The 23,614-nt window shown below is 68.3% G+C and carries 22 protein-coding genes; 17 read left to right on the top strand and 5 right to left on the bottom strand.

Annotated features, from left to right (window positions below; translation table 11 throughout):
* The first annotated feature begins 28 nt into the window (after positions 1–28).
* A complete protein-coding gene (locus tag KZX46_RS07795) occupies positions 29–955 on the top strand; it encodes a Gfo/Idh/MocA family protein (RefSeq protein WP_219776124.1) in 927 nt (308 codons plus the stop codon).
* A 43-nt stretch (positions 956–998) separates the two neighbouring features.
* Here the strand turns inward: KZX46_RS07795 and aceB are convergent, their stop codons facing one another.
* Positions 999–2,591 carry a malate synthase A gene (gene aceB / locus KZX46_RS07790; protein WP_219776123.1) on the bottom strand — a complete coding sequence of 531 codons (1,593 nt, stop codon included), beginning with the start codon at positions 2,589–2,591 and terminating at the stop codon, positions 999–1,001.
* Between the two features lie 149 nt (positions 2,592–2,740).
* Positions 2,741–4,150, bottom strand: coding sequence for a short-chain fatty acyl-CoA regulator family protein (locus tag KZX46_RS07785; RefSeq protein WP_219776122.1), 1,410 nt, complete (start codon positions 4,148–4,150; stop codon positions 2,741–2,743).
* A gap of 142 nt (positions 4,151–4,292) precedes the next feature.
* Here KZX46_RS07785 and KZX46_RS07780 point away from each other — a divergent pair, with 142 nt between their 5' ends.
* The 6 genes from KZX46_RS07780 to KZX46_RS07755 all read left to right on the top strand — a co-directional run bounded on the left by KZX46_RS07780 (position 4,293) and on the right by KZX46_RS07755 (position 10,988).
* Positions 4,293–5,888 (top strand): isocitrate lyase, encoded by a 1,596-nt coding sequence (locus tag KZX46_RS07780; RefSeq protein WP_219776121.1) that lies wholly within the window; start codon positions 4,293–4,295, stop codon positions 5,886–5,888.
* A 112-nt stretch (positions 5,889–6,000) separates the two neighbouring features.
* Positions 6,001–8,295: a molybdopterin cofactor-binding domain-containing protein gene (locus tag KZX46_RS07775; protein WP_219776120.1), complete on the top strand. Its 2,295-nt coding sequence runs from the start codon at positions 6,001–6,003 to the stop codon at positions 8,293–8,295.
* Positions 8,292–9,308, top strand: coding sequence for a ferrochelatase (gene hemH, locus KZX46_RS07770; RefSeq protein ID WP_219776119.1), 1,017 nt, complete (start codon positions 8,292–8,294; stop codon positions 9,306–9,308). The genes KZX46_RS07775 and hemH overlap by 4 nt, the downstream gene beginning before the upstream one ends.
* A gap of 33 nt (positions 9,309–9,341) precedes the next feature.
* Positions 9,342–10,064, top strand: coding sequence for an acetoacetyl-CoA reductase (gene phbB / locus KZX46_RS07765; RefSeq protein WP_219776118.1), 723 nt, complete (start codon positions 9,342–9,344; stop codon positions 10,062–10,064).
* A 1-nt stretch (position 10,065) separates the two neighbouring features.
* Positions 10,066–10,290: a ribbon-helix-helix domain-containing protein gene (locus KZX46_RS07760; protein WP_226896168.1), complete on the top strand. Its 225-nt coding sequence runs from the start codon at positions 10,066–10,068 to the stop codon at positions 10,288–10,290.
* Positions 10,291–10,334: 44 nt separating this feature from the next.
* On the top strand, positions 10,335–10,988 hold the full coding sequence (locus KZX46_RS07755) for a PEPxxWA-CTERM sorting domain-containing protein (protein WP_226896167.1): 654 nt from the start codon (positions 10,335–10,337) through the stop codon (positions 10,986–10,988).
* A 68-nt stretch (positions 10,989–11,056) separates the two neighbouring features.
* On the opposite strand, the gene KZX46_RS07750 is transcribed toward KZX46_RS07755, so the two are convergent.
* Entirely contained in the window at positions 11,057–11,569 is a 513-nt protein-coding gene (locus tag KZX46_RS07750; RefSeq protein ID WP_219776117.1) for a GNAT family N-acetyltransferase, read from the bottom strand.
* 338 nt (positions 11,570–11,907) lie between these two features.
* On the opposite strand from KZX46_RS07750, the gene KZX46_RS07745 reads away from it, so the two are divergent.
* The 10 genes from KZX46_RS07745 to KZX46_RS07700 all read left to right on the top strand — a co-directional run bounded on the left by KZX46_RS07745 (position 11,908) and on the right by KZX46_RS07700 (position 21,589).
* On the top strand, positions 11,908–13,125 hold the full coding sequence (locus KZX46_RS07745) for a hydrolase (protein WP_219776116.1): 1,218 nt from the start codon (positions 11,908–11,910) through the stop codon (positions 13,123–13,125).
* Positions 13,113–14,141: an arginine N-succinyltransferase gene (locus KZX46_RS07740; RefSeq protein ID WP_370647505.1), complete on the top strand. Its 1,029-nt coding sequence runs from the start codon at positions 13,113–13,115 to the stop codon at positions 14,139–14,141. Before KZX46_RS07745 ends, KZX46_RS07740 begins: the two co-directional genes overlap by 13 nt.
* Before the next feature lie 3 nt (positions 14,142–14,144).
* Complete coding sequence (gene astD / locus KZX46_RS07735) at positions 14,145–15,539, top strand: succinylglutamate-semialdehyde dehydrogenase (protein WP_219776114.1); 1,395 nt, start codon at positions 14,145–14,147, stop codon at positions 15,537–15,539.
* Positions 15,536–16,807 carry an N-succinylarginine dihydrolase gene (locus KZX46_RS07730; protein WP_219776113.1) on the top strand — a complete coding sequence of 424 codons (1,272 nt, stop codon included), beginning with the start codon at positions 15,536–15,538 and terminating at the stop codon, positions 16,805–16,807. Before astD ends, KZX46_RS07730 begins: the two co-directional genes overlap by 4 nt.
* Positions 16,808–17,288: 481 nt before the next feature.
* A complete protein-coding gene (gene cobA / locus KZX46_RS07725; RefSeq protein ID WP_219776112.1) occupies positions 17,289–18,056 on the top strand; it encodes a uroporphyrinogen-III C-methyltransferase in 768 nt (255 codons plus the stop codon).
* Entirely contained in the window at positions 18,053–18,340 is a 288-nt protein-coding gene (locus KZX46_RS07720; protein ID WP_370647504.1) for a DUF2849 domain-containing protein, read from the top strand. Before cobA ends, KZX46_RS07720 begins: the two co-directional genes overlap by 4 nt.
* Entirely contained in the window at positions 18,340–19,974 is a 1,635-nt protein-coding gene (locus KZX46_RS07715) for a nitrite/sulfite reductase (RefSeq protein ID WP_219776111.1), read from the top strand. Before KZX46_RS07720 ends, KZX46_RS07715 begins: the two co-directional genes overlap by 1 nt.
* On the top strand, positions 19,967–20,368 hold the full coding sequence (locus KZX46_RS07710) for a RidA family protein (protein ID WP_219776110.1): 402 nt from the start codon (positions 19,967–19,969) through the stop codon (positions 20,366–20,368). Before KZX46_RS07715 ends, KZX46_RS07710 begins: the two co-directional genes overlap by 8 nt.
* Complete coding sequence (locus tag KZX46_RS07705) at positions 20,365–20,847, top strand: DUF934 domain-containing protein (protein WP_219776109.1); 483 nt, start codon at positions 20,365–20,367, stop codon at positions 20,845–20,847. Before KZX46_RS07710 ends, KZX46_RS07705 begins: the two co-directional genes overlap by 4 nt.
* A complete protein-coding gene (locus KZX46_RS07700) occupies positions 20,840–21,589 on the top strand; it encodes a phosphoadenylyl-sulfate reductase (RefSeq protein WP_219776108.1) in 750 nt (249 codons plus the stop codon). Before KZX46_RS07705 ends, KZX46_RS07700 begins: the two co-directional genes overlap by 8 nt.
* A 25-nt stretch (positions 21,590–21,614) precedes the next feature.
* On the opposite strand, the gene KZX46_RS07695 is transcribed toward KZX46_RS07700, so the two are convergent.
* Both KZX46_RS07695 and KZX46_RS07690 read right to left on the bottom strand, forming a co-directional pair.
* Positions 21,615–22,118 (bottom strand): DUF1993 family protein, encoded by a 504-nt coding sequence (locus KZX46_RS07695; protein WP_219776107.1) that lies wholly within the window; start codon positions 22,116–22,118, stop codon positions 21,615–21,617.
* Between the two features lie 64 nt (positions 22,119–22,182).
* Positions 22,183–23,586 (bottom strand): MFS transporter, encoded by a 1,404-nt coding sequence (locus KZX46_RS07690; RefSeq protein ID WP_219776106.1) that lies wholly within the window; start codon positions 23,584–23,586, stop codon positions 22,183–22,185.
* Positions 23,587–23,614 lie beyond the last annotated feature (28 nt).

The following is a 23,614-nucleotide window of genomic DNA, read 5'->3' as shown; positions in this document are numbered from 1 at the left end:
GTTCGACGACCCACCAGCGGGAGCAGCCATGACGATCAAACTCGGTATTCTCGGCGTCGGCAAGATCGCCCACGACCAGCATCTACCCGCGATCGCCGCGAACCCGGCCTTCACCCTCGTCGGGGCCGCGAACCGGTCGGGCGCGGTCGATGGTATTCGGACCTTTCCTGACCTCGACGCGCTCGTCGCGGGCGTTCCGGGGCTCGAGGCGATCACGATCTGCACCCCGCCGCAGGATCGGCACACGATCGTCCGCGCCGCGCTCAACCACGGCCTCCACGTCATGCTCGAAAAGCCGCCGGGGGCGAGCCTGAGCGAGATCGCCGACCTGCCGGGGCTGGCCGCGGCTAAGAACGTCGCGCTGTTCGCGACATACCACTCCCGTTACGCCCCCGCCGTCGCTCCGGCGAAGGCGTGGCTGGCCGATAAGCACATCACCAACGTTCGCGTCCGCTGGAAGGAGAATGTCCGCCAGTGGCACCCGGGGCAGGCGTGGATCTGGGAGCCGGGCGGGCTCGGCGTGTTCGATCCGGGGATCAACGCGATGTCGTCGCTGACCGAAATCCTCCCCGCCGCGTTGCTCATCACCAAGGCCGACCTGTCGTTTCCGGCCAATCGCGGGACGCCGATCGCGGCGATGCTCGAACTCACCGACATCGCCGGGCTGGCGATCAGCGTCGAGCTCGACTGGCGGCAGGTCGAGAACCAGATGTGGGAGATCGCGGTCGACACCGACGCGGGATCGTTGCTGCTGTCGGGTGGCGGCGCGATGCTCGATATCGCGGGCACGAAGACCGACGACCAGGACCAGCACGCCGAATATGAAGGGCTTTACAAACGCTTCGCCGAACTCGTGCCCCGCCGCGAAGTCGACTTCGATATTGCCCCGATCAAGTTGATCGCCGACGCCTTCATGCTCGGCAAGCGCATCGAGGTCGAGGCGTTCACGGATTAAGATAAGGGCCGTCATCCCGCGAACCGGGATGACGGCCGAATGCCTACGCCGCGAAATAGTGCGCGTACGCCGGAAGCGTCAGGAACGCCTCCAGATCGTCCGCCAGCGCCAGTTCGCGGAACACCTCGGCGGCCTCGACGAACTTGCCCGCGGTGTAGAAATTGTCCCCCACCGCCGCCTTCCACACGTCGAGCTGCTCGGTAATGACGCGCTCGATCAGTGCGGCATCGACGAGTTCGCCCGAATCGAGGCGCGTCTCGGTCGTCCGCCACTGCCAGACCTGAGTGCGGCTGATCTCGGCTGTCGCGGCGTCCTCCATCATGTTGTGGAGCGGGGCCGCGCCCTGTCCGCGCAGCCACGACGCGATATAGCCGATCCCGACATTGATGTTGTTGGTCAGCCCCGCGAGCGACTTTGGCCCCGGCGCGGGGGTGGTCAGCGCTTCCTGCGTGGCGACGCCTTCGGGGATGACATCGAGCTGGTTCGGCCCCGGCATCGCCTTGTCGAACACCTCCATCGCGACGCCGACGAGCCCAGGATGCGCGACCCACGTGCCGTCATGGCCGAAACCCGCCTCGCGCTCCTTGTCGGCGCGGACCGCGGCGAACGCCTTGTCGTTGGCGGCTTCGTCGCCCTTGACCGGGATGAATGCACTCATCCCGCCCATCGCGTGCGCGCCGCGCTTGTGGCAGGTGCGGATGACGTGGAGCGCATAGTCGCGCATGAACGGCACGGTCATGTTGACCGCCGCGCGGTCGGGCAGGACATGCGCCGAATCGGCGCGGAAGCACTTGATATAGCTGAAGATATAATCCCAGCGGCCGCAGTTGAGCGCGGCGATATGGTCGCGCAGTTCGTACAGGATCTCGTCGGCCATGAACGCGCCCGGCAGCGTCTCGATCAGCACGGTGCCTTTGATCGTGCCGACCGGGAGCCCCATCACCGACTGGGCGGTGACGAAGACATTGTTCCACAGCCGTGCCTCGAGATAATGCTCGAGCTTGGGCAGGTAGAAATACGGCCCCGACCCCTTGGCGACCAGCGCGCGGGCGTTGTGGAAGAAGTACAGCCCGAAATCGAACAGCGCGCCCGCGACCGGTTCACCGTCGACGACCATGTGCGCTTCGGGCAGATGCCAGCCGCGCGGGCGCACCAGCAGCGTCGCGATGCTGTCGTTGAGCTTGTACGATTTGCCTTTGTCTTCGAGCGTGATCGTCCCGGCGACGGCGTCGCGCAGGTTGATCTGACCCTCGACCATCGTCTCCCACACCGGCGACGACGCATCCTCGAAGTCAGCCATGAAGCATTTTGCGCCCGAGTTCAGCGCGTTGATCACCATCTTGCGGTCGACCGGACCGGTGATCTCGACGCGCCGGTCCTGCAGGTCGGGCGGCGACCCGGCGACCTTCCATGTTCCCGCGCGGACGCTCGACGTTTCGGGGGCGAAGTCGATTGCATTGCCCGCATCCCACCACCGCTGCCGCGCGACTCGGGCGCCGAGCAGCGCAGCCCGAGTCGGCTCGTACTGGCGGTGGAGGTTCGCGACGAAAGTTAGTGCATCGTCGGTAAGGACCGATTCGAAGCCGGGCTTCATTGCGCCGGTGATACGGATGCCGGCCAGCGAAGGCTGCGTCATGAAGAAACCCTTCAGGTGATAGATTAGCGTTGACGTTCGCCTAGCGGAGCGCCACAGGGCTGACAATCGGGGATCACGGAGTACTGGGGAGAGGGTGGCGGAGGTCGCGATGTAACGCGCCCCGCCATTGCCCCGCGCTCCCGATAACTTCAGATATCCGAAAATCCGAACGGCGCGCTCGCCCGGCGAAAATCGTCGGGCAGGACAGTGCGCCCGATCGGCGGGGCCGACCGCGCGGTGCAATGCGTCCGGTGGCACAGGTGGCAGGTCACGCCGATCGGCGTCGCGGTGTCGGGTCCGGGGCTCAACGGATCGCGGGTGTAGATCAGCCTCGCGGCATGCTCGGCGCTGCATCCGAGCGCGATCGCACGCTCGACCCGGGCCGCGCCGAAGGCTCCGCCCCCAGCGGTAACGGTGCGTGCGATCGAGAAGAAGCGCTGGCCCTCGGGCAGTTCAATCCATTGCGTGACGATCTCGCGCGGGCGGCGGAAGACCTGATGGACAGACCATAAGGGGCAGCCGCCGCCGTGGCGCGCGAAGGGGAAGCCTGCGCCGTCGAGCCGCTTCGAGACATTGCCCGCCGGGTCAACGCGGATGAAGAAGAACGGCACATAATTGTCGCCTGGCTTCTGCAGCGTCGTCAGCCGGTGCGCGACCTGTTCGAAACTCGCGCCGAACTGACGGGCCAACGCCTCGACGTCGTAACTGCGGCGTTCGGCGGCGCGGGCGAACGCAGTGTACGGCATCAGGATCGCCGCCGCCGCGTAGCTCGCCAGCGCCTTCTGCGTCAGCCGCTCGCCGTTCGCGGTTGTGAATCGGCTCCCCGCCATCGGCGCGTCAACCACGCCGCGGAGATCGAGGTAGGCAAGCTGGAGCGCGAGTTGAAAAGTCTGGCTGGCATTGTCGAGCGTGTCGTCGAGCAGCACCTCGTCGCGATGCCGGTCGAAGCGCCGCATCGCCCCGCCCATGACGTCGGACGGCAGCCGCCGGACGCGCAATTTGTGGCGCTCGCGCAGATACGCAACGAGGCCGCCCGCGTCGGCGACGGCAGCGGCGAGCACCTCGGCGGCATCGTCGATCGCGGGGAAGTTGTTACGCCGCGCCGCGAGAAAACGCCGTGCCTCGGCGACCGGATCGGCAGGCGCCGACTCTCCGCCCGGCCCTTCGGCACCTTGATCGGCGAGCGCGAGATGCTCCTCGCGGTACGCGGTGTAAAGGCGAAGGAACGCCTCGGTGATGCCGGGGAAGCCATTGACGATGTCGGCGGTCTCGATCGCCGGCATGTCGACGTCGGCGAACATCGGGTCCTTGAGGACGGTTTGCAGCCGGGCGATCGTGTCCGAGCCATTGTCGCTCGCGAGGGTCGCCATATCGAGCCGGTACGTCCGCGCCAGCCGGAGCAGCATGTCGGCGGTGAGGGGGCGCTGGTTGCGTTCGATCAGCGCGACGTACGACGGCGAGATGTCGAGGTCGGTCGCCATGTTGGCCTGCGTCAGGCCAAGGTCGCGGCGCAACCGGCGAAGGCGCGGACCCATGTAAACAGGGCGGTCGTTCGACACAGGACTTCCCTCCGGTTGTGCAATCCTTACATCAGCACAACCGAAGCCTGTAAAGTGTGACAGCACAACTTCGATAGGGCTTTTCGCATCTGCAGCACCGCCGTAACCGCCTCGGAGCAATCATGCGTAGGGCAACACTTCGATGTCATATCAAGAACATATCGCCCAGGTGAACCACCTTATCGGTGCCCAGAAGGGTAGCTGGGACGGCATCAACGCCGAGTCCGTCGCCAGGATGCGACTGCAGAATCGCTTCAAGACCGGCCTCGATATCGCCCGCTACACCGCGACGATCATGCGCCGCGACATGGCGGCGTACGACGCCGACCCTTCGAACTACACCCAGTCGCTCGGCTGCTGGCATGGCTTCATCGGCCAGCAAAAGATGATCTCGATCAAGAAGCACTTTGGGTCAACCGAGCGGCGTTACTTGTACCTGTCGGGCTGGATGGTCGCGGCGCTGCGGTCGGAGTTCGGTCCGCTGCCCGATCAGTCGATGCACGAGAAGACCAGCGTCCCGGCGCTGATCGAGGAACTCTACACCTTCCTCCGCCAGGCCGATGCGCGCGAGCTCGGCATGATGTTCCGCGACGTCGACGCCGCGCGCGCCGCCGGCGACGTCCTCAAGGAAAAGCAGCTCCTCGCTGCGGTCGAGAATTACCAGACGCATGTCGTGCCGGTGATCGCCGACATCGACGCGGGCTTCGGCAATGCCGAGGCGACATACCTGCTCGCCAAGAAGATGATCGAGGCCGGGGCGTGTGCGCTCCAGATCGAAAACCAGGTCTCGGACGAGAAGCAGTGCGGCCATCAGGACGGCAAGGTCACAGTCCCGCACGAGGACTTCCTCGCCAAGGTCCGCGCCTGCCGCTACGCCTTCCTTGAGCTTGGCGTCGAGGACGGCATCATCGTCACCCGCACCGATTCGCTCGGGGCCGGTCTGACCAAGCAGATCGCGGTGTCGACGGAGCCCGGCGACCTCGGCGACCAGTATAACAGCTTCCTCGATTGTGAGGAGATCGACGCCTCGACCGCACGGAACGGCGACGTCATCCTCAACCGCGACGGCAAGCTGATGCGCCCGAAGCGGCTGCCGTCGAACCTGTTCCAGTTCCGCGCCGGGTCGGGCGAGGATCGCTGCGTCCTCGACTCGATCACCTCGCTCCAGAACGGTGCCGACTTGCTGTGGATCGAGACCGAGAAGCCGCACATTGAGCAGATCGCCGGCATGGTCGACCGCATCCGCGCGGTGATCCCGAACGCCAAGCTCGTTTACAACAACTCGCCGTCGTTCAACTGGACGCTCAACTTCCGCCAGCAGGTCTATGACGCGCGGGCCGCCGCCGGTGCCGATGTCTCGGCTTACGACCGCGCGCGGCTGATGAGCGTCGATTACGACGCGACCGACCTCGCGATCGAGGCCGACGAGCGAATTCGCACCTTCCAGGCCGATGCGGCGAAGCGCGCGGGCATCTTCCACCACCTCATCACGCTGCCGACCTACCACACCGCGGCGCTGTCGACCGACAACCTCGCGAAGGAGTACTTCGGCAGCCAGGGGATGCTCGGCTACGTCAAGAACGTCCAACGCGCCGAAATTCGCCAGGGCATCGCCTGCGTCAAGCACCAGAACATGTCGGGCTCGGACATCGGCGACGACCACAAGGAATATTTCGCCGGTGAGGCCGCGCTCAAGGCAGGCGGTAGCCACAACACGATGAACCAGTTCGCCGCCTAGTCGCGGGACCAGTTACCCTGGGGAGGGTCGCTACGCCCGTCGCTCGACACCGAGCGGCGGGCGTTTTGCTGCGCCGTGCGCGTCACCACGACCCTTCGACAAGGGACCTGCGGTGCGCTATCGCCGCCAGATGAACGTGCAGTCGCCTCAGCCCGCGCTGCCGCCCGCGAAGTCGCGGCTGCGGACGACCCGGCGCGGCTTCCTCATCGGCACCGGCGCAGTCGCGGGGCTCGCGGTCGGTTATGCGGTCTGGCCGCGGCGGGCGGTGCTCAACTGGGCTGCCGCCCCCGACGAGACCGTGATCAACGGCTTCGTCAAGATCGGCACTGACGGGCGCGTCGTCGTCGCGATCCCGCAGGCCGAAATGGGACAAGGCGTGTCGAGCGCGCTGGCGCAGATCGTCGCCGACGAGCTAGGGGCCGACTGGAACACGGTGTCGGTCGAACCCGCGCCATTGAACCCGATCTACGCCAATCGCGGCATGGCGCTCGATGCGACCGCGGGAATGCCGTCGGCGCTGCGCGGCTTCGCGCGCTGGGGGCTCGGCGGGGTGATCGACCATTTCGACGTCCAGATGACCGGCGGCAGCACGTCGGTCCGCGGCTTCGCCAAGCCGATGCGGCTCGCCGGAGCAGCCGCGCGCGAGATGTTGTGCAGTGCCGCCGCACGCGAGTGGGGAGCGGATGCCAGCCAGTGTGACACCGCCAACGGCTTCGTCGTTTACAAGGCGAACCGCATCCGCTTTGCCGACATCGCGGGGAAGGTCGTCCAGAGCGATGCGCCGTCGGCGCCGGTGTTGCGGGTCAAGTCGACGCTTATGGGGAAGCCCGTCCCGCGCCTCGACATCCCGGCGAAAACCGACGGCACCGCGCGCTTCGGCATCGATGTCCGCGTGCCCGGCATGGTCTATGCCGCAGTCCGCTCGGGCCCGGCGGGCGATCCGAAGCTGGTCAGCGCCGACGGGGCCAAGGCGAAGGCAATGCCGGGCGTGATCGACGTCGTCCACGGCCCGACATGGGTCGCGGTCGTCGCGACGACGTGGTTCGGCGCGAATCAGGCCCTCGACGCGGTCGTCCCGGTGTTTGCCGCGCAACCGAAGCCCGCGGGTCAATGGGTGTCCGATGCTCCTCGGCGCGCGCTGGCAGGAACCGCGAAAGCCGTCCGCGACGACGGCGACGCGGCGGGCGCGCTCGCGAAGGGCGACGTCATCACCGCCGACTACACCGTCCCCTACCTCGCCCACGCCGCGCTCGAGCCGATGAACGCGACCGCGCGGGTCGACGGCGACAAGGTCGAGGTCTGGGCTCCGACCCAGTCGCTGTCGATCACGACATGGAGCTTGGCCAAGGCGCTCGGCGTCGACGAGGCCAGTATCATCGTCCACCCGACGCTGATCGGCGGCAGTTTCGGGCGCAAGGCCGAGGCCGACGCCTCGGTCCAGGCGGCGCTGATCGCTCGCGCGGTCAAACGCCCGGTGCAGCTCATCTACAGCCGTACCGAGGACCTAGCGCAGGACCGCTTCCGCCCCGCCGCCGCCGCCCGGATGCGCGGGTCGGTGGCGAACGGCCGGATCGCCGCGTGGGACAGCCGGATCGCCGCCCCCGATGTGACGTCGAGCTTCGCTGCTCGCAACCTGCCGGCGATGGCGGGCGCACCCAAAGCGAGCGCCGAGGCGGTCGATGGCGCGACGCAGATCCCGTACGACCTCGCGCACGTCCGCGTCGAACACGCGCTCGTCCTGACGCCGGTGCCGCTCGGCTTCTGGCGGTCGGTCGGTCACAGCTTCAGCGCGTTCTTCGTCGAGAGCTTCGTCGACGAACTCGCCCATGCCGCCGGGTCCGATCCGGGCGCGTTCCGCCTCGCGATGCTCAAGGACCAGCCGCGCCACGCCGCCGTCCTCACCGCCGCACTCCGTGCTGCCGGGCCATTGGGGCAGGTCGAGCCGTCGAGCGCGTCGGCAACCTCCGGCACCACCGCGGGGCGCGGGGTCGCGCTCCACGAAAGCTTTGGCTCGATCGTCGCGCAGGTCGCCGAAGTCGAATGCACCAAGGACGCCGCGCCGCGGGTTACCCGCGTCTGGGCCGCGATCGACTGCGGCCCCGTGGTCAACCCCGACGGCGTCCGCGCGCAGGTCGAGGGTGCGATCGCCTACGGCCTCGGCGCCGCGCTCAAGGGCAAGATCACCTTCGCCGACGGCGCGGTCGAGCAGACCAATTTCGACGGCTATCCGGTCCTGATGCTCGCCGAAGCCCCGGCGATCGAGGTCATCATCGTCAATGGCGAGCCCGGCAGCGCGTCGCCGATGGGCGGGGTCGGCGAGCCCGGCACCCCTCCGATCGCCCCTGCCGTCGCCAATGCGATCTTCGCCGCCAGCGGCCAACGCCTGCGCAGCTTGCCGTTCGCGTGAGTTCGCTGCCGCCCGATCACCCGCCGGTCGCCTTTGGCCGGATCGGGGTCCTGCTGGTCAACCTCGGCACCCCCGACTCGCCCGAGACCGGGCCGGTCCGGCGCTACCTCGCCGAATTCCTGTCGGATCGCCGCGTCGTCGAGCTGCCGCCGATCCTGTGGCAGCCGCTGCTGCGCGGCGTCGTCCTGGTCACCCGCCCGAAGCGGACCGCGGCGAATTACGCGAAGATCTGGGACCGCGAGGCGAACGATTCGCCGCTGCGGGTCATTACCACCGCGCAGGCGGCATCGCTGTCGGCGGCACTCGGCGACGGCGTGATCGTCGACTGGGCGATGCGCTATGGCTCCCCGTCGATCCCCGACCGATTGCAGGCGCTCAAGGATGCGGGGTGCGAGCGCATCCTGATCGCGCCGCTGTATCCGCAATATTCGAGCGCGACGACCGGCACCGTCAACGACAAGGTGTTCGCAACGCTGATGAAATGGCGCTGGCAGCCGGCGCTGCGGACGCTGCCGCCGTACCACGACGATCCGATCTTCCTCGACGCGCTCGCCGCCTCGTTCGCTGACGGCGTCGCCGGTCTCGACTTCGTCCCCGACCTGCTCCTCACCTCATTTCACGGCATGCCGCGATCGACCCTCGACAAGGGCGATCCGTATCATTGCCAGTGCCGCAAGACTGCGCGGCTGATGGGCGAGCGGATCTCCACGCCGTTGCGCGTGTCGTTCCAGTCGCGCCTCGGCCGTGCCGAATGGCTCAAGCCGTACACCGATGTCACCCTCGCCGAATTGCCTGCACAAGGCATCCGTAAGCTCGTCGTGATGTCGCCCGGCTTCTCCGCCGACAATCTCGAAACGCTTGAGGAAGTCGCGATGGAGGGGCGCGCGACCTTCCTCGAGGCCGGCGGAACCGACTTCGCCTATATCCCGTGCCTCAATGCCGGGGCGATCGGCAACGCCGCGCTTACCGCGATCGTCCGTCGCGAACTTGCCGGGTGGGTCCCCGCGCCCTAGGGTTAACCGCATCCTCTGGGGAGAGACGAGAACATGGCACGCGTAGCAATCGTGACCGGCGGAACCCGCGGCATTGGTGAGGCAATCTGCCTCGCGCTGCAGGAGGCCGGGGTCACCGTGATCGCCAATTACGGCGGCGACGACAAGAAGGCGGCCGAGTTCACCGCGCGCACCGGCATAGAAGCGATCAAGTGGAACGTCGCCGACCACCAGGCGTGCCTCGACGCGGTGGCGAAGGTCGAGGCCGAGCACGGCCAGGTCGACATCATCGTCAACAACGCCGGGATCACCCGCGACGGCACCCTGCTCAAGATGACCTACGAAATGTGGCGCGAAGTCATCGACGTCAATCTCGGCGGCTGCTTCAACATGGCGAAAGCGGCGTTCCCCGGGATGCGCAAGCGCGGCTTCGGGCGCATCGTCAACATCGGCTCGATCAACGGCCAGGCCGGGCAGTACGGGCAGGTCAATTACGCCGCCGCCAAATCGGGCATCCACGGCTTCACCAAGGCGCTCGCGCAAGAAGGGGCGAAGTTCAACGTCACCGTCAACGCGATCGCGCCGGGCTATATCGACACCGACATGGTCGCCGCGGTTCCCGCCGACGTTCTCGAGAAGATCGTCGCCAAGATCCCTGCCGGGCGGCTCGGCCAGGCGAGCGAGATCGCCCGCGGCGTCGTCTTCCTGACCGGCGACACCGCCGGATTCGTCACCGGGTCGACGCTGTCGATCAACGGCGGGCAGCACATGTATTGATGTGGCGGCGGGGCTGATCAAGCGCTCGGTGGCTATAGCCGGGCACCGCACCTCGATCAGCCTCGAGCCCGTCTTCTGGACCGCGCTCGTCGCTGCCGCGGCGGCGCAGGACCGCCCGCTCAACGCACTGATCGCCGAGATCGACGAGGCGCGGACGACCAACCTGTCGAGCGCGATCCGCGTCTGGCTGTTCACAAAGAGTAACGCTGCCGTCCCGAGACGGTAACCTGCGCATGTCAGGTAACGTTGGTTAACAAACGGGAACCAACAATGCGCACGATGATCATCCTCGCTGCCGCTGTCGCCGCGATCGCAGCCACGCCGGCTGCGGCCGACCTCACGGTGATTTCGGGCAGCGGCCAGCGGGCACTGCAGGTTGCGTATTACGGTCCTGTCGGCCAGTCGTTCACCGCGACCGATACCGACCTGACATCGTTCGGTTTCCAGTTCGAGACGTTCAATCCCGGCCAGCCCTATGCGCCGCTGACCTTCACCCTGCGCGACGGCGCCGGCTTGACCGGAGCGGTCATCGCCACCCGCACTGCGACGTTGCCGGTCATTCCGGCGACCCGCGTCGGCACGTGGTACGACTTCGACCTAACCGGCACGACGCTCGCTCTGGGCCATAGCTATACCGCGCTGGTCTCGACGACCTCCGCCCTGCTCGGCTTCGTCTACGGCCCCGACATCAACATCTACACTGGCGTTCCGCTGGGCAGCGACGCCTATGCCGGGGGTGCGCTCGTGACCACGCGCGACCTCGGCGACCGCATCTGCGCGAGCGGAATCTGCGATGCCAATTTCCGCCTGTCGGCGACGACGCCCGCCGCAGCGGTCCCCGAGCCGGCGGCATGGGCGCTGTTCATCACCGGCTTCGGTATGATCGGAGCCGCCAGCCGCCGTCGCTCAGCACGCTTCGCCTGAAGCGACCCGCAGCGTTGCCTTCGTTCGGTATCGGCATTCTGCCGGGGAGCGGGCGAAGGTCGGTGTAGCTATAGCGTTTTCGCCAGCACAGCGAATTCGAGCAAAATCCCGCCTTCGAGCAAGTCCTCCGGGAACGGCCGGACTTCGCTGGTGACCGAATATCCGCGGCGTTCGTAATAGGCGATCAGCGTGTCGCGCACCGACACCACCGTCATCTCGAACCGCGTCGCGCCGCGTTCGGTTGCAGCGTTCTCGGCGGCTGTCAGCATCGTTCGCCCGAAGCCACCCGCCTGCAGGTCGGGATCGACCGCGAGCAGGCCGATATAGGCGAGCCCGCCGCCCTTGATCGTCACCTGGACGCAGGCGCGGATTATGCCAGCATCCTCGCCGACCAGGATCGTCTGCGCGGGATCGGAGATGATCGCCGCGAGCGTCGCACGGTCGGTTCGCGGCTGGGTCAGCAGGTCGGCCTCGTTCGCCCAGCCCTTGCGCGACGCTTCGCCACGATACGACCGCTCGATCAGCGCGTGGAGGTCGGGGAGGTCGGCGGCGGTCGCGGGGCGGATTGACAGGGTGGTCATCGCCACGCCGATAGCGTGCGGTGGCGGCCGATGCCAGCCGCGCGAGAATTCGCTGTCCTACAGGGTGCGGCGTGAGTTAGCCTCTCCAGGCTGCCAACGGGCGGCGCGCGTTCTTTCTCATCGGTGAGCCCTCGTCACGCGTCTCGCCGGAAAGGCGGGAGCGAAAGCCTTGCCGGAAGGCTAAAGTGAAAACCCCCGCCGAAAAGGCGAACGCGCAAAACATACGCTTTTGTGTGAACTTATTTTGAACTTAGGCCCCGATGTGACCGGTGAACCGGCGCCGGCGATGGCTGCGGGTGGCGCAAACCGGCCGCCCCGGCTAAGACCGCGCCATGCTAATGACGACGATCCACCCCCCGACGGCTGCCGAGTCTGCGGTCCTCGACCGGATCGATGGTGCCGCGATGCTCGATCGGACACTGGCGTGGGCGGCGATCAATTCTGGGAGCCGCAACCTCGCTGGCCTTCGGACGGTGGCCGATGCGATTGAACCCGCGCTCGCCGCGCTGGGCGCCGTCAGCCGCCTTGCCCCGACCCCGGTCGATGCGGTCGACGCCACCGGTACCGCCCGGCCGCTCGCGCATGGCGACAACCTGCATCTCGTGGTCCGCCCCGACGCCCCGGTCCGTGTCCTGCTGACCGGCCACATCGACACGGTGTTCGCCGCCGACCATCCGTTCCAGGCGTGCCGCTGGCTCGACGCGACGACGGTCAACGGCCCCGGCACCGCCGACATGAAGGGCGGCATCGCGGTTATGCTTGCCGCGCTCGAAGCCATCGAGGCGTCGCCGTTCGCCACCGGGATCGGCTACGAGGTCGTCCTCAACAGCGACGAGGAAGTGTCGTCGCTCGGCTCGGCGGCGCTGCTCCGCGACGCCGCTTTGCGCTGCCACCTTGGCTTGACCTACGAACCCGCGCTGCCCGACGGCACCCTCGCCGGCGGGCGCAAGGGGTCGGGCAACTTCGCCGCCGTCGTCCGCGGCACTGCCGCCCATGCCGGGCGCGAGCCCGAAAAAGGACGCAACGCATTGCTTGCAGCCGCCGACCTCGCGCTGCGCCTCGCCGCGCTGGTCCGCGATGGGCTGTCGGTCAACCCGGCACGGATCGACGGCGGCGGGCCGAACAACATCGTCCCCGACCTTGCCATCCTGCGCTTCAACGTCCGCCCGTCGACGCTTGCCGACCAGGCCTCCGCCGAGGACGCGATTGCCGATGCCATCGCCGCGGTTGCCGTCCAGCACGATGTTGCCATCACCCTCGACGGCAGCTTCGCTCGCCCGCCGAAGCCGCTCGACGCGAACCAGCGTCGCCTGTTCGACCTCGTCCACAACTGCGGCGCGGCGATCGGGCTGGGGATCGGCTGGCGCGATACTGGCGGGGTCTGCGACGGTAACAACCTTGCCGCGACCGGCCTCGCGGTCGTCGACACGATGGGCGTCCGCGGCGGCGCGATCCATTCGGCAGACGAGTATATGGATACCGCCAGCCTCGTCGAGCGCGCCCGCCTGTCGGCGCTCGTCCTGATGCGCGTGGCGCAGAGCGGATGGATCCGGTGACCTGGCACATCCGCCCGGCGCGGGCCGACGACCTCGACGCACTGCTCGAGCTCGCGCATCTGACCGGCGGCGGCTTCACCAACCTGCCGCCCGACCGCGATGCGCTCGCGGCCCGGCTGGTCAAGTCCGAGGCCTCGTTCACCGCCAGCCTGACCGGCCCGGTCGACGAGATGTACCTGCTGATCCTCGAACAGACCTCGACGCGCCGCATCGGCGGCACCGCGGCGGTGTTCAGCCGGGTCGGCAGCGAATGGCCGTTCTACAGCTATAAGATTTCGAGTGCGTCGCAGACCTCGCGCGCGCTCGGCAAGACCTTCTCGATGCAACTGCTTAACCTCGTCACCGACCATGACGGGGCGAGCGAGGTCGGCGGGCTGTTCCTTCACCCCGACCTGCGCACCGGCGGGCTCGGGCGGCTGCTTGCACGCTCGCGTTACCTGTTCATCGCCGGGCACCGCGAGCGCTTCGCTGCCAAGCTCCTCGCCGAGCTCCGCGGCGTGCTGACCGACGACGGCGACAGCCCGTTCTGGGACAGCCTCGGCCGCCGCTTCTTTGGCATGGAATTTCGCGACGCCGACAAGTTCAACAGCCTCAACGGCAACCAGTTCATCGCCGACCTGATGCCCAAACAGCCGGTCTATGTCGCCCTGCTCAGCGAGGGCGCGCAGGCGGTCATCGGCCACCCCCACCCGCGCGGCGTGCCGGCTTTGAAGATGCTCGAAGCCGAAGGCTTCCGTTACGAGAATTACGTCGACATCTTCGACGGCGGTCCAACCGTGACCTGCCCTACCGAGAGCGTGCGAACGATCGCCGCCAGCCGCGCCGCACCGGTCGGCGAGCTCGCCGAGGGCAGCGGCGGCCTGCCCCGCGCCTTGCTCGCTGCCGGACGGCTCGGCGACTTCAGGTCATGGATTGGCCACGCCGACTGGTGCGCGGATGGGCTGGTCTTGCCCGCAGGTGAGGCGGAATTGATGCGGGTCGGCTTGGGCGACGAGGTGCGGCATGTCGGGTTTTAGCGTATGATCCAGACCTCCACCGACCCCTGCACCGGCGACATCGTCTGGCAGGGCCCTGCCGGCGAACCCGCCGCCGCGGTTGCCGCAGCGCGCGCCGCCTTCCCCGGCTGGAGCGCGACCACACTCGATGAGCGCATCGCCGCCGCTCATCGCTTCGCTGCCGTCGTCGGTGAGCGCGCCGAGGACTTTGCCGTGCTGATCGCTCGCGAAACCGGCAAGCCGTTGTGGGAAACGCGGACCGAGGTCGCCAGCGTCCGCGCCAAGGTCGATATCTCGATCACCGCTCAGGCGGAACGCGCCGGGACACGCAGCGGCACGGTTGCGGGGGTCCGGCAGGTCCTGCGTCACAAGCCGCACGGCGTCGTCGCCGTCCTCGGTCCGTACAACTTCCCCGCGCATTTGCCGAACGGCCACATCGTGCCCGCCCTGCTCGCGGGCAACACTGTCGTGTTCAAGCCGTCCGAACTGACCCCCGCTGTCGCCGACTTCATGGCGGCGTGCTGGGACGCAGCGGGGTTGCCGCCGGGCGTGCTCAATGTCGTTCACGGCGGCGGCGAGACCGGCAAGGCGCTTGCCGCCGCCGACATCGACGGGCTGTTGTTCACCGGCTCGCCGCGAACCGGGGCGGCGCTTGCCCGCCAGTTCGCCGAGACGCCGCACAAGATTCTCGCGCTCGAAATGGGCGGCAACAACCCGCTCGTCGTCTGGGACCTCGCCGACGACCGGCTCGACGCGGCGGCGGCGCTGATCGTCCAGTCGGCGTATCTGTCGGCGGGGCAGCGCTGCACCTGCGCCCGGCGGCTGATCGTCGGCCCCGATGCGGCCCCGCTGCTCGACCGCGTCGTTGCCCTGATCGACCGGATCGTCGTCGGTGCGCCGTTCGACGAGCCGCAGCCGTTCATGGGGCCGGTGATCGACAACCGCGCCGCCGACGCGCTTCAGGCGGGGTTCGCCGCCCTAGTTGGCAAGGGTGCCAAGGTAGTCCGCGGGCTCGACCGGCTCACACCGGAAAAGCCGTTCCTGACGCCCGCGCTGATCGACGTGACCAGCGTCGCCGACCGCGACATCGAGCTGTTCGGCCCCGTCCTCCAGGTCGTCCGCGTCCCCGACTTCGCCGCCGCGATGGTCGAGGGCAACGCGACCAAGTTCGGGCTATCCGCCGGGCTGATCGGCGGCGACGCGGCGCTTTACGACCGCTTCTGGCGGGAGAGCCGCGCCGGGGTGGTCAACTGGAACCGCCCGACCAATGGCGCGGCGTCGAACGCGCCGTTCGGCGGCGTCGGCCTCAGCGGTAACCATCGCCCGAGCGCCTATTACGCCGCCGATTATTGCGCATGGCCGGTCGCCAGCCTCGAGGCCGACGGCATCGAGGGCAGCATCGCGACAGGCTTGCGGTGAGCCTCGAGATCAACTTCGACGGGATCATCGGGCCGAGCCATAATTATGCCGCGCTGAGCCTCGGCAATTTCGCCAGCGCCAGCAACGCCGGGTCGGTCTCGCGGCCGCGCGACGCCGCGCTCCAGGGGCTGGCGAAGATGCGCGCGGCGATGGGGCTGGGTCTGGTCCAGGGGTTCTTCGTGCCCCCCGACCGACCGGCAACCGGCTGGCTGCGGCAGCTTGGCTTTGCCGGCAGTGACGACGAGGTCTGCGCCGCGGCAGCACGGGCCGATCCGGTCGTGTTCGCGCAGGCGATGTCGGCGTCGTCGATGTGGACCGCGAACGCCGCGACGGTTTCCCCGGCTCCCGACACAAGCGACGGGCGCTGCCACCTCAGCATCGCCAACCTCGCCCGGATGCCGCACCGCAGCCACGAGGCGACCGCGACCGAGCGACAAGTCCGGCTAATGTTCGCGCACCCGGCCTTCGCGGTGCATCCGGCGCTGCCGACCTTCGGCGACGAAGGCGCGGCCAACCATATGCGGCTGGCGGCGGCACACGCTGCGCCCGGCGTCGAGGTCTTCGTCTACGGCGTCGAGGGCGGTCCGTTCCCGGCGCGGCAATCCCGGCGTGCGTCCGAGGCGGTTGCCCGCCGCCACGGCCTCGACCCCGTCCGGACGCTGTTCGTCGAGCAGTCGCCGGCAGCGATCGCGGCGGGAGCGTTCCACAACGACGTCGTCGCGGTGGCGAACGAAGCTGTTGTCTTCATGCACGAACTCGCCTTCGCCGACCCAGCCGGGTTCGCCGCCGACCTCACCCGGCTGCTTCCCGAAGCGACGATTATCGCGGTCCCCGCCGCCGCCGTCAGCCTCGCCGACGCGATCGAATCGTATCTATTCAACTCGCAGCTGGTGACGCTGCCTGCTGGCGGCATGGCGCTGATCCTGCCCGCCGAAGCCCGCGCCAACCCGCGCGTCGCGGCGTATCTCGACGCCCTCGTCGCGAGCAACGGCCCGATCCGCGCGCTTCATTTCGTCGAGGTCCGCGAGTCGATGCGTAACGGCGGCGGCCCCGCCTGCCTCCGCCTCCGCGTCGTCGCCGACCCGGCAACGGTCGACCCGCGCTTCCTCCTCGATGCGGCCAAGGCCGAGAGCATCGAGCGCGTTGTCGGCGAGCACTGGCCCGCGGTCGTCGCGCCGGCCGACCTCGCCTCGCCCGGGCTGTGGCATCACTGCCGGCAAGCCCGGGCTAAGCTGTTGGTGGCGCTCGATTTAAGCGAGTTGGGCTGAAACCTGCGCGTTTGAAAGGTCACACGAAGTTCACGGAAATCGACATGGATTTTCGCGACGACCTCTATCTCGAAGGAGCGCGCGCAGACCGTTTCGCTGCCCCTCCCGTTGCCCTTCGGGCGGCCTGCGGCTCAGGGGAGGGGCGAGAGGCGGCGCTTGCCGGCCCGGGGTAGGGCCTTCCCGAGCGAAGGGCTCGGGGCGACTCCCCCACCCCCGGCCCCTCCCCTGAAGGGAAGGGGAGCAGGAATAGAAGGAGCCGGAAAGAACGGCGGCCAACAATGAGAAAGAGCGCGTTGCCGGGCTGACGCGACCCGACTCCAAGCGGAGAGCGTAACCCCTTCATGCCCCTGTAGGACAGCGCAAACCGGAGGCGGCGGCGCACCCATCGCAATATCCCACTAAATCGCTTGGGTAACGCGCCTTGACCCCGGCAAAGAAAGCCTTGCTTTCCAATCGGGTCCGCACAACCCACTTGCCGATCATGGCTCCATCCGTCCCACTAACCGGTCGCGTCACCCTTGTCGGGGCTGGTCCCGGCGCGCCCGATCTCCTGACCATTCGTGCCGTCCGCGCGCTGGCGGTGGCTGATGTCGTCGTCCATGACGGCCTGATCGACCCGGCAGTGCTCGACTTCGCCCCCGGCGCGCGCCGCGTCGATGTTTCGAAGCGCCGCGCCCGCCACACCCTGCCGCAGGATGAGATCGGCGCGCTGCTCGTCGCCGAGGCGCGCGCTGGCTACAATGTCGTCCGGCTAAAGGGGGGCGACCCGTTCGTCTTCGGGCGCGGCGGCGAAGAGGTCGAGGCGCTGCTCGCCGCCGGCGTCGCGGTCAGCGTCGTTCCCGGCGTCTCGGCGGCACTCGGCGCCGCAGCCGGGGCACTGATCCCGCTCACCCACCGCGACCATGCCTCGTCGGTCAGCTTCGTCGCAGGCACCTGCCAGAACCTCGCCGAGCAGGACTGGGCAGGTCTCGCCGGCAAGGGACGGACGCTCGTCGTCTACATGGGCGTGACCAATTCGACCGGGATCGCCGACAAGTTGATGGCCGACGGGCTCGCTCCCGAGACTCCATGCGCGATCCTCGAGCGCGGGACGCTGCCCGGCGCACGCGCGTTACGCACCCTGCTCGCCGACCTTGGCCGCGCGGTCGAGGACAATGCCGTCGTCTCGCCCGCGCTCCTCGTCATCGGCGACGTCGCGCGGCTCGGCACCGCGGTCGACGTCCTTGCCGCTTTTCAGGAATTCGCATGATCCGCTTGTTGACCGGCAATGCCCTCGAAACGGGCGACGTCGTCTGGTGGACCGGGTCGACCTGGAGCCTCGCGCTGCGCGATGCCGTCGACGTCGGGCCAGATGGCGACGCGCTGCTCGCGCGGACCGTCGCCGCCGAGCGGATCACCGATGCCGCCCTCATCGATGCCGAGCCGACCCCGGACGGCCCGCGCCCGCGGACGATGCGCGAGCGCGTCCGCGGTGCCGGGCCGACCATCCGCCGCGATCTCAACCGGCCCAACTCAATCGAAGCGACCGCCTGATGTATCGTTATGACCAATACGACCAGTCGATGGTCGATGCCCGCGTCGACGAGTTTCGCGACCAGGTCGCGCGGCGGCTGGCGAACGAGATCACCGAGGACCAGTTCAAGCCGCTGCGGCTGATGAACGGGCTCTACCTCCAGCTCCACGCCTACATGCTCCGCGTCGCGGTGCCGTACGGGACGCTGTCGGGGACGCAGATGCGGATGCTCGGGCATATCGCGCGCAAGTACGATCGCGGCTACGGCCATTTCACGACGCGGCAGAACATCCAGTACAATTGGATCAAGCTGTCGGAGGCCCCCGACCTGCTCGCCGAGCTGGCGGCGGTCGAGATGCACGCGATCCAGACGAGCGGCAACTGCATCCGCAACATCAGCAGCGACCAGTTCGCCGGCGCCGCCGCCGACGAGGTCGGCGACCCGCGCCCCTACGCCGAACTTCTCCGCCAATGGTCGAGCTTCCACCCCGAATTCAGCTTCCTGCCGCGCAAGTTCAAGATCGCGGTGATCGCCACCGACATCGACCGCGCGGCGATCCAGCTCCACGACATCGGGCTGCAGCTTGTCCGCAAGGACGGCGAGTTGGGCTTCAAGGTCTGGGTCGGCGGCGGCATGGGGCGGACGCCAATGATCGGCCATGTCGTCCGCGAGTTCATCCCCGCGCGCCAGTATCTCAGCTATTGCGAGGCGATCCTGCGCGTCTACAATCGCTACGGACGCCGCGACAATATCTACAAGGCGCGGATCAAGATCCTCGTCCACGAGCTCGGCGCGGTCGAATTCACTGCCCAGGTCGAGGCCGAATGGGCGATCGTCGAGCCCCTCGCGCTCGATGCCCCGCAGGCCGAATACGACCGGATCGTCGCGCAGTTCGCCGATCCCGACTACGACCGCGCCGCGCCCGACACCGTCGACCGCAGCGACCCCGACTTCGCGATGTGGGTCGACCAGAACGTCCATGCCCACAAGCAGCCGGGCTATGCGATCGCGACGATCAGCCTCAAGCCCGTCGGCGGCATCCCGGGTGACGCCACCGCCGCTCAGATGGACCTGATCGCCGACCTTGCGGCGCGCTATGCCCATGACGAGATCCGGGTCACCCACAGCCAGAACCTCGTCCTCGCCCACGTCCGCAAGGCCGACCTGTATGCGCTGTGGACCGCGCTCGAGGGCGCCGGGCTGGCGACGCCGAACCTCGACCTCGTCACCGACATCATTGCCTGCCCCGGCCTCGACTATTGCGCGCTGGCCAACGCGCGCTCGATCCCGGTCGCACAGAAAATCGCCGAGCGTTTCGCCGATCTCGACCGCCAGCACGACATCGGCGAGCTCAAGATCAAGATCTCGGGGTGCATCAACGCCTGCGGCCACCACCACGCCGGCCACATCGGCATCCTCGGCGTCGATAAGAAGGGCGAGGAGGCGTATCAGCTTTCGCTCGGCGGATCGGGAGCTGAGGACGCCAGCCTCGCCAAGATCCTCGGCCCGGGCTTCTCCGAAGCGGGCGTCGTCGATGCGGTCGAAAAAGTCATCGAGGCGTACCGGACGGTCCGCAGCGGCCCTGGCGAACGCTTCCTCGATACGTATCGCCGGGTCGGTGCCGGGCCATTCAAGGATGCGGTTTATGGGTAAGCGGGTCGCGGTCTTTCCCGCCGGTCGGCAGGATCTGTACGAGCGCAACAGATATTCGGCGGCGGTCGTGTCGGGTGGCTTCCTGTTCGTTTCGGGGCAAGTCGGCAGCCGCGCTGACGGCAGCCCCGAACCCGATCCCGAGGCCCAGCTTCGGCTCGCGTACCGGAACCTCGAAGCGGTGCTCGCGGCGGGCGGGTGCACGTTGGACGACATCGTCGATCTCACGATTTACACCGTCGACCCCGAGAAGACGCTGCCGATCGCAGCCAAAGTTCGCGCCGAGTTCTTCGGCGAGCCGCCGTATCCGGCGCTGACCGGGATCGGGGTGACGTGGCTTTACGGCTTCAACTTCGAGCTGAAGGTCATCGCCAAGCTGCCCGGGGAAGCCGCATGACCGACGTCCAGGACCAGTCCCCCGTCGCCGGCGCGGCACCGACGCCCGAGACGCTGACGCCGCCGCTCAGCTTCCGCGATAGCGCGCTCTACGACGGGCCAGTCGTCGCGCTCGCCGACTTCACCGCGACGTCGAACACCGCCGCCGTCCGGCTCGATCCGGGCGATGACGCTCGCGCGCTCGTGCCCTACCTGGGCGGGCTGCGGCTGATCGAGATTGCCTTCCCCAAGTACCGCGACGGACGCGGCTATTCGTCGGCGCGCATCCTGCGCGAGGCGGGCTACACCGGCGAACTCCGCGCGGCTGGCGACGTGCTGCTCGACCAGGTGTTCTTCATGCGCCGCGTCGGCTTCGACAGCTTCGCCCCGGCCAAGCCGCTCGATCCGGCCAGCGTCGAGGCTGCGCTGAGCCGCTACGACTATGTCTACCAGAAGGCCGCCGATGGCCGCCCCCCGGTCTGGGCATTGCGGCATGGCTGAGGCAGCACGCATCCCCGACGTCATCGACGTTGCCCCGGCATTCACGCTCGCCGAGGTCGGCGCGATGAACCTGCGCTTCGCGGGCGTCGACACCGCGGCAATGCTCGCCGAGCTGCTGATCGGCGAGCTTGCCGGGCGGACCGCGGCGGTGTCGTCGTTCGGCACCGAATCGGCGGTCCTACTCCATCTCGTCGCCGCGATCGACAAGACGGTGCCGGTGATTTTCATCAACACCCAGAAGATGTTCGGCGAGACGCTCGCGTATCGCGACGAGCTTGCCGAGCGGCTGGGGCTGACCGACCTGCGCGTCCAGCGACCCGATCCGTACCGGCTGGCGGCGCGCGATCCGACGAGCCTGCGGTGGAGCTTCGATCCCGACGGCTGCTGCGAGATCCGCAAGGTCGAGCCGCTGCGGGCTGCGCTCGCGCCGTTCGACGCGTGGCTGTCGGGGCGCAAGGGCTTCCAGGGCAAGACCCGCGCCGCGCTGCCGCGCTTCGAGCTCGACGAGGGGCGGCTCAAGGTCAATCCGCTCGCCGATTGGGACAAGGCGCGGCTCGACGCCTATTTCGCCGAGCACCAGCTGCCGCGCCATCCGCTCGAAGCGCAGGGCTTCGCTTCGATTGGTTGCGTGCCGTGCACGAGCAAGGTGCTGCCCGGCGAAGATCCGCGTTCGGGGCGCTGGCGCGGCTGGGACAAGACCGAATGCGGCATCCACGAACCCGCATTCGACCCTGCCTTCTAGGATCGACGGCCGGTCTGCTGTCGCGTCAGCCGCCGAGGTAGTCGCGCTTGCCGATCTCGACTCCCTTCGACCGCAGCAGGGCATAGGCGATGCTGACGTGGAAGAAGAAGTTCGGCAGCACGAACGTGAGCAGATACGCCTGCCCCGACAGGTTTATCGACTGCTCGCCGAACTTGAGGCTGATCTCGCGGTCCTCGGTGCCGTCGATCTGGTCGGCCGGGACCGACTCGATGAATGCGACGGTCTTGGCGATGCGCTCCTTGAGCGCGTCGAAGGTGGTTTCGGTGTCGGCATAGCCCGGCACGTCGATCCCGGCGAGCCGCGCGATGCAGCCCTTGACTCCGTCCGACGCGATCTGGATCTGCCGCGGCAGCGCGGCCATGTCGGGCGCGAGGCGGGCTTCGATCAACTCCGACGGGTCGATTCCGCGTTCGGCGGCGAAGGCGGCGCCCTTGTCGAGGATCGCGGTAAGCGAGGCGAACTGCCGGACGAACACCGGCACCGACGCCTGATACATCGAAAGGGTCATTGAATTTCCTGAGGTTGGAGGATCGTTTCGGACCTAGCATGGCCGACGGCGGGCGTCTTGCGCGTCATGCCGGTTTCTTGCGGTCGAGCAGGGCAAACGCCGCCAGTCCGGCTCCCAACGCGAGCGCCGCCGCGACGAACGCCGCGGTCTGGAAAGCGGCGACGAGCGCATCGCCCTTTGCCGCGAGCGCCGCGCCGAGCAACGCCGTCGCGATCATCCCACCGGTCCGCGCGACCGCGCTGTTGAACCCCGACGCGGTCCCGGTGTGGCGCGCGTCGACCGAGCTCAGCACCGCCGTCGTCAGCGGCGCGACCGCCCCCGCCATGCCGAGCGAGACGACGATCAGCGCCGGAAACACCTCGGTCCAGTACGTCCCGCCGCCACCGATCCGCGCGGCGAGGAGGAAGCCGCCGGCGACGACGATCGGCCCGACGGTCAGCGGCAGCCGCGACCCCGTCTTTGCCGCGAGCCGCCCCATAGCCCGCGACGCGATCCCGATCGTGACCGGCAGCGGCAGCAGCGCCGCCCCGGCGGCGAACGCCGAATAATGATCGGCCTCGATCAGGACGTACGGCAGCAACAGCAGCAGCCCGCCGAGCGCGCCGTAGAGCAGCAGGGTCAGCACCGTCAGCCCGGTGAAGCTGCGCGAGGTGAAAAGCGACACCGGCATCATTGCCCGGTCGCCGCGCCGCCACTCGACCGCGACGAAGGCGGTCAGCAGCACCGCGCCCGCGACGAGGACGACGCCTCCCCCGGCTCCGGTCGAGCGCAAGGTCAGTCCCCACGTCAATGCCCCGAGCGCGGCGGTCGCGAGGATGCCGCCGGTCCAGTCGAGCGGGGTGCCGTCGTCGGTCGACTCGCCGACGTAGCGCAGCGCGAGGACGATTGCCCCAGCCGCGATCGGCAGGTTGACGAAGAAGATCGCGCGCCAGCCGATCAGGTCGACGAGCCAGCCACCCGCGAGCGGCCCGATCGCGCCCGCGATCGCCCCCGCCGCCGCCCATGTCCCGATCGCCCGCCCGCGCGCCTCGCCGCTAAACGACGAGCCGAGGATCGCGAGGCTGTTCGGCATCAGCATCGCCGCGCCGATGCCCTGCGCCGCGCGCCCGGCGAGGAGCCACGGCAGAGATGGCGCGGCGGCGCAGAGTATCGAGGCGAGCGCGAACAGCGCGATCCCCGCCACCAGCAACCGCCGCCGCCCATAACGATCCCCCGCCGCGCCGCCGAGCAGGAGCAGCGCGCTCAGCGGCAGGAGGTAGGCGTTGACCACCCATTGGAGGTCGGGGGCCGCGCCCGCGAGGTCGCGCCCGATCGAGGGTAGCGCGACATTGACCACCGACCCGTCGACGAAGGCGAGGCTCGACGCGAGGATCGTCGCGGTGAGGACCAGCCCGGCATGCGGAGTCGATCCCTCGGGTTGCGCGGTTGCGCAGTTGGCGTCGCACGCGGTTGGCTGGGTCGAGGTCATTCGACCGCGCTACGGGCGAGCCGCGGTA

Source organism: Polymorphobacter sp. PAMC 29334, from assembly GCF_019431245.1.
GTDB lineage: Bacteria > Pseudomonadota > Alphaproteobacteria > Sphingomonadales > Sphingomonadaceae > Polymorphobacter_B > Polymorphobacter_B megasporae.
This window is presented reverse-complemented; position numbering and strand designations above follow the sequence as displayed.

Coding starts and splice junctions, on each gene's coding strand:
- KZX46_RS07795 (WP_219776124.1), top strand. CDS start 29: ATGACGATCAAACTCGGTATTCTCGGCGTCGGCAAGATCGCCCACGAC.
- aceB (WP_219776123.1), bottom strand. CDS start 2,591: ATGACGCAGCCTTCGCTGGCCGGCATCCGTATCACCGGCGCAATGAAG.
- KZX46_RS07780 (WP_219776121.1), top strand. CDS start 4,293: ATGTCATATCAAGAACATATCGCCCAGGTGAACCACCTTATCGGTGCC.
- phbB (WP_219776118.1), top strand. CDS start 9,342: ATGGCACGCGTAGCAATCGTGACCGGCGGAACCCGCGGCATTGGTGAG.
- KZX46_RS07755 (WP_226896167.1), top strand. CDS start 10,335: ATGCGCACGATGATCATCCTCGCTGCCGCTGTCGCCGCGATCGCAGCC.
- KZX46_RS07750 (WP_219776117.1), bottom strand. CDS start 11,569: ATGACCACCCTGTCAATCCGCCCCGCGACCGCCGCCGACCTCCCCGAC.
- KZX46_RS07745 (WP_219776116.1), top strand. CDS start 11,908: ATGACGACGATCCACCCCCCGACGGCTGCCGAGTCTGCGGTCCTCGAC.
- KZX46_RS07740 (WP_370647505.1), top strand. CDS start 13,113: ATGGATCCGGTGACCTGGCACATCCGCCCGGCGCGGGCCGACGACCTC.
- astD (WP_219776114.1), top strand. CDS start 14,145: ATGATCCAGACCTCCACCGACCCCTGCACCGGCGACATCGTCTGGCAG.
- cobA (WP_219776112.1), top strand. CDS start 17,289: ATGGCTCCATCCGTCCCACTAACCGGTCGCGTCACCCTTGTCGGGGCT.
- KZX46_RS07720 (WP_370647504.1), top strand. CDS start 18,053: ATGATCCGCTTGTTGACCGGCAATGCCCTCGAAACGGGCGACGTCGTC.
- KZX46_RS07715 (WP_219776111.1), top strand. CDS start 18,340: ATGTATCGTTATGACCAATACGACCAGTCGATGGTCGATGCCCGCGTC.
- KZX46_RS07710 (WP_219776110.1), top strand. CDS start 19,967: ATGGGTAAGCGGGTCGCGGTCTTTCCCGCCGGTCGGCAGGATCTGTAC.
- KZX46_RS07705 (WP_219776109.1), top strand. CDS start 20,365: ATGACCGACGTCCAGGACCAGTCCCCCGTCGCCGGCGCGGCACCGACG.
- KZX46_RS07700 (WP_219776108.1), top strand. CDS start 20,840: ATGGCTGAGGCAGCACGCATCCCCGACGTCATCGACGTTGCCCCGGCA.
- KZX46_RS07695 (WP_219776107.1), bottom strand. CDS start 22,118: ATGACCCTTTCGATGTATCAGGCGTCGGTGCCGGTGTTCGTCCGGCAG.
- KZX46_RS07690 (WP_219776106.1), bottom strand. CDS start 23,586: ATGACCTCGACCCAGCCAACCGCGTGCGACGCCAACTGCGCAACCGCG.